The 4,605-nt window shown below is 63.6% G+C and carries 6 protein-coding genes; all 6 read left to right on the top strand.

The features are described 5' to 3' along the window. Nucleotides 1-207 (top strand): T9SS type A sorting domain-containing protein (locus NTW26_08005; GenBank protein ID MCX7022195.1); only part of this gene is annotated, 207 nt, incomplete at its 5' end. Nucleotides 208-743: 536 nt separating this feature from the next. After that, a complete protein-coding gene (locus tag NTW26_08000; GenBank protein ID MCX7022194.1) occupies nt 744-1,220 on the top strand; it encodes a cyclic nucleotide-binding domain-containing protein in 477 nt (158 codons plus the stop codon). A 218-nt stretch (nt 1,221-1,438) separates the two neighbouring features. Further along, a complete protein-coding gene (locus NTW26_07995; GenBank protein MCX7022193.1) occupies nt 1,439-1,972 on the top strand; it encodes a deoxyuridine 5'-triphosphate nucleotidohydrolase in 534 nt (177 codons plus the stop codon). 3 nt (nt 1,973-1,975) lie between these two features. After that, nucleotides 1,976-2,383, top strand: coding sequence for a YbaN family protein (locus NTW26_07990; protein MCX7022192.1), 408 nt, complete (start codon nt 1,976-1,978; stop codon nt 2,381-2,383). Nucleotides 2,384-2,456: 73 nt separating this feature from the next. Continuing rightward, entirely contained in the window at nt 2,457-3,479 is a 1,023-nt protein-coding gene (locus NTW26_07985) for an SPFH domain-containing protein (GenBank protein MCX7022191.1), read from the top strand. 223 nt (nt 3,480-3,702) lie between these two features. After that, the coding region (locus NTW26_07980; GenBank protein ID MCX7022190.1) for a DEAD/DEAH box helicase family protein at nt 3,703-4,605 on the top strand (903 nt) is incomplete at its 3' end.

Raw genomic sequence — 4,605 nt, 5'->3', positions numbered from 1 at the left:
GTCTACTCCCTGCCCGCCGACGGCCGCGTCGTGCTGTCGGTGTACGACCTTTCGGGCCGCCGCGTGGCGACGCTGGTTGACTCGGAGCTGACCGCGGGCCGCCACGAGGCGACCTGGAATTGTGGCGAGGTTCCCAGCGGTGTTTACCTCTACCGCCTGGAAACCGCCGCGGGGTCACTGACGCAGCGGCTGGTCGTCAGCCGGTGAACATGCCCCCCTCTCCCTTTCAGAGAGAGTGTCGGGGTGAGGGTCCAGGTTGAGAACACGGGCGGGTGTGGACACCAGCCCCTACGTTAAAAACGCCGCACGTCAGCATCAACCTCGTAGGGGCCGACCTTCAGGTCGGCCCGCGGGCGACCGCAGAGGACTTGTCCTACGGGTCGCCCCTACGTCATCGCAAGAAGCGGAAACGGCGGGGATTCGCCCGGGGCGTAGCTCGCTGCGCTCGGTTTGCCGGGGGCATAGCACGCTACGCTCGGTTAAAATCCCCGACCTACATTTAGGGAGAGGGTTGGGGTGAGGGTCGGCGCGACCACCCTCTCCCTTTCAGGGAGAGGGCAGGGTGAGGGTAGGGGTATAATATAAAAACGCGGCGGCCCGCGGAGGACTCGTCCTACGGGGCCGCCCTACGTTATCGCAATCCTCGGCTGATGCTCCCCCCGCGTGAAGGGGCATCAACGCGCCTCGCCGACGCCGGCGGTTTTTTGCTATAATCTTTCCGTCACGCTGAATCGAGGTTCGCCATGCCTACACCGGACCAGATACGCGACGTCATGCTCTTCGCCGGTCTGGACGACTCCGAGCTCGAGGTGCTCGCCTCCCGCCTGAAGGAGGAGTCCTTCGCCAAAAACGAGTTCATCTTCAACGAGGGCGACACCGGGGACAAGTTCTATATCGTGGATTCCGGCATGGTCTCCATCACGCTCGTCATAGAGGGGGTGGGGACCGAGGAGCTTCTATACCTGGAGCGCCCGGCCTTCTTCGGCGAGATGGCGCTCATAGACGCCGCGCCCCGCTCGGCCTCCGCGGTCTGCCGAAAGGACTCCAAGCTCCTCTCCCTGGGCAAGGCGGACTTCGAGAAGCTCATCGTCGAGGACATCAAGATCGGCAACAAAATCATGATTGCCTTCATCCGCACCTTCTGCACCCGCATCCGCAAATCCAACGAGAAGCTGCGCAACTACTACAAGATTCACAAGGCCTTCGAGAGCTCGTCGTAACCGGGGTCCGGCGCGATACCCCACGTCCACCCGCAGGCGGGAATCCTTAAGTCGGAGCCGACGCCGAAGAAGAAAACGCGCCCATATCCCTCCACACGCTGAAATCCGCGACCGAAGGGATAACTGCGACCGAAGGGAAAACGAAGCGAACCGAGCTACGCACCCGGCGAATCCCCCGCCTTTTTTAACAAGGGGCTTAAGCCCCTTGCCTCATCGCCATGGCCGATTCCGCCCAGCTCCCAGGCCCGATTACCGGCGACGAGCTCGCCCGTCTCATCTCGGGCAGCCCGCCCCTGGTGGAGGGGATGCTCGACCCCCGGACCCAGATGACCCCCAACGGCGTGGACCTGACCGCGGCCGAGGTGTCCTGGTTCTCGGACGACACCCCCGGTCGCCTGGATTTCGATAACTCCGACCGCCTGTTGCCGGAGACGGAGGCCATTCCCTGGCGGGAGGGTCGGCTCATCCTGCCTCCCGGGGCCTACGTCATCCGCTACTCCGAGAAGGTCAATCTACCGCGGGACGTCCTGGCGCTGGGGAAGCCGCGCTCGAGCCTGTTGCGCTGCGGGGCGCACCTGGGCAGCGCGGTTTGGGACGCGGGTTACTCGGGGCGCGGGCAGGGGCTGCTCGTCGTCTTCAACCCCGCCGGCCTGGAATTGACCCTGCGGGCGCGGGTGCTCCAACTGGTGTTCTTCCGTCTGAAGGGGGAGACGGCGGGCTACCGCGGCGGCTACCAGGGCGAGGGGACCTGACCCATGGGCGCACCCGAACGGTCGGGTGAGGAACGGCGGCTTCTGAGCCCGTTGGTGCGGGGGCTCCTCGTCGTCGCCGGCTCGCTCTGTCTGGGTCTGGGCGTTCTGGGCATCTTCCTCCCCGTCCTCCCCACCACGCCGTTCCTTTTGCTGACCGCCATCTGCTACGCCAACGGCTCCAAGAGGCTCCACGACCGGCTTCTGGCCACCCGCCTCGGGGCTTACATCCGCGTCTGGCGCTCCAAGCGCGGCATCCCCCTCCGCCTGAAAATCGGCACTCTGGCCCTTTTGGCCGTCGTCATCACGGTCACCGCCGTCTTCTTCGTCGAGGCGCTCTGGTTACGTATCCTCCTCGGCGCCGTCCTCATCGGCGTCTCCATCCACACCCTCTCCATCCCCACCCTCCGCTGAAACCCGTTGTCAGGCGCCGGCGCACCGTGATATGCTAGGGGCCTCTCTTCCCCCGCGCATTCAAGGAGTGACCATGGCCATCGAAATCCTGCAATCCCTCGACAACACGGGCGACGTCCTCGTCGAGCGCGTCCCGCGCGACGGCTCCGGCGACATCGCCTACGGCGGCCAGGTAGTCGTCCGCGAGAGCCAGGAGGCCATCTTCTTCCGCGACGGCCAGGCCCTGGACCGCTTCGCCCCTGGACGCCACACCGTCACCTCGGCCAACATCCCGCTCCTGCGGGGGCTGTTGAAGCTCCCCTTCGGCGGCCAGACGCCCTTCAAGGTCGAGGTCTACTTCATCAACAAGAAGGTCTTCACCGACCTAAAGTGGGGCACGCCGCAGCCGGTGGCCTTCCGCGACGCCGAGTTCGGCATCGTCCGCCTCCGCGCCCACGGCATCTACTCCTTGCGCATCACCGACTCCGGCCTCTTCGTCAACAAGTACGTGGGCACCGGCAACATGAAAATGGTCGGCGAGCTCGAGGACTTCCTCCGCGGCATCATCGTCAGCCAGACCTTCGACTTCCTGGGCGGGCAGGTGAAGAGCCTCCTCGATCTCCCCCCGCTCTACGACGAGTTCGCCATCGCGCTCAAAGCCCAGCTAACCGAGGAGGTCGCCACCTATGGGATCGAGCTGGTGGACTTCACCGTGGGGGCGATAACCGCCCCGCCCGAGGTCGAAAAGGCCATGGATGAGCGCGCCAAGATGGGCGCCATCGGCGACATGGACCGCTACACCCGTTACAAGACCGCCGAGGCCATCGGCGACGCGGCCAAGCAGCCCGGCGGCGGGGGGATGGCCGGCATGGGCGCCGGACTCGGCGCGGGGATGGCCATCGGGGGCCAGATGGCCGACGCCATGAAGGACAAAGGCGGGTCCAAGGCTGCTCCGGAGAAGGTCGTCGTCTGCGGCAAGTGCGGTCACGAGAATCCGGCCGGCGAAAAGTTCTGCGGCAAGTGCGGCGCGGCGCTGAAGCCCGTCTGCCCCAAGTGCGGGGCGGAGCTCGTCCCCGGCGACAAATTCTGCGGCAAATGCGGCAAGGCGCTGAAGTAGAACCGAATTCCTGCTACAACAATCACTCACTGACTTATTTTGTCAGTGAGTGTTATTATCCTCTTGATATAAAACACACTTTAGGAGGAGCAATGGACGAATCTGTTGAACAGCCATCGGAGAATAAATCCTTCGACCGCTGGCCTCTCCTCGAAGCCAAGCAGCACCCTTCAGACAAGACCCCTTTTCCCCACCAGGAAAAGGCCCTGAAGGAACTCCGAGACTGGTTCGAGAGGGGGGAACAGCCCCCAACCCCCTTTCCAAAGGTTACAAGGTCCTGTGGCTGGCCCGCAGCATCTACCTGCTTGAGCAGGCCAAGGAAGGCTTCAAAGACTGCATCCACCTGGTGTCCGAGGCCCGCGATCACCTGGATGTGCGGGTTGTCTCCGGCAATCCCCGTCATTCCTCGCCGAGTGACATCAAATCCAGCGATGACGTGCTCATCGGCACCCTGCAAACCATCTGGGGCGCTTTCCGGGACAAGCACCCGCGGTTGATGGAGTTCCTGGTTTCCGCCCAGGGCAAACTCTGCGTGGTCTTCGACGAAGCCCATCACGCCCCGGCGTACACCTATCGGCAGTTATTGCTGGGGCTGCGGGAGAGGTTCCCCGCCATGGTGCTGCTGGGGCTGACGGCCACCCCCAGATACTCCGATGAGACGAAAATGGGATGGCTGAAGAAACTCTTCCCCCAGGGCATCATCGCGCAAGCGGATTTCCAGGAGCTCCTGGCGATGGGCATCTTGGCCAAGCCCGTCCAGGAAGAGCAACTAACGAACATAAAGCCCGAGGTGAAACCGGAATACCTGCAGCGCCTGCTGACCACCCACAGCGACCTGCCGGAAAGCATTATCACCAAACTCGCCGAGAACGAGAATCGTAACCACTTCATCGTTGACGCTTATCTGAACCAGCGTGATAAGTACGGGCGGACAATCATCTTTGCCGACCGCTGGTTTCAGTGTGAATACTTCACCGAGCATCTCCGGCCGCAAGGCGTGCGGGCCGACGCGGTGTATTCACATATTGACGCCGACCCCGGCAACGCCGCCGCCCGCAACAAGCGCGGACCCAAGGAGAACGACCGGGTGCTGGAGCAGTTCCGCAATGGCGAGCTTGACGTACTG

The organism is bacterium, from assembly GCA_026398675.1.
Lineage (GTDB): Bacteria > RBG-13-66-14 > RBG-13-66-14 > RBG-13-66-14 > RBG-13-66-14 > RBG-13-66-14.
This window is presented reverse-complemented; position numbering and strand designations above follow the sequence as displayed.

What these genes read in the sequence shown, in the direction of transcription:
- NTW26_08000 (MCX7022194.1), top strand. Translation starts at nt 744, where the DNA reads ATGCCTACACCGGACCAGATACGCGACGTCATGCTCTTCGCCGGTCTG.
- NTW26_07995 (MCX7022193.1), top strand. Translation starts at nt 1,439, where the DNA reads ATGGCCGATTCCGCCCAGCTCCCAGGCCCGATTACCGGCGACGAGCTC.
- NTW26_07990 (MCX7022192.1), top strand. Translation starts at nt 1,976, where the DNA reads ATGGGCGCACCCGAACGGTCGGGTGAGGAACGGCGGCTTCTGAGCCCG.
- NTW26_07985 (MCX7022191.1), top strand. Translation starts at nt 2,457, where the DNA reads ATGGCCATCGAAATCCTGCAATCCCTCGACAACACGGGCGACGTCCTC.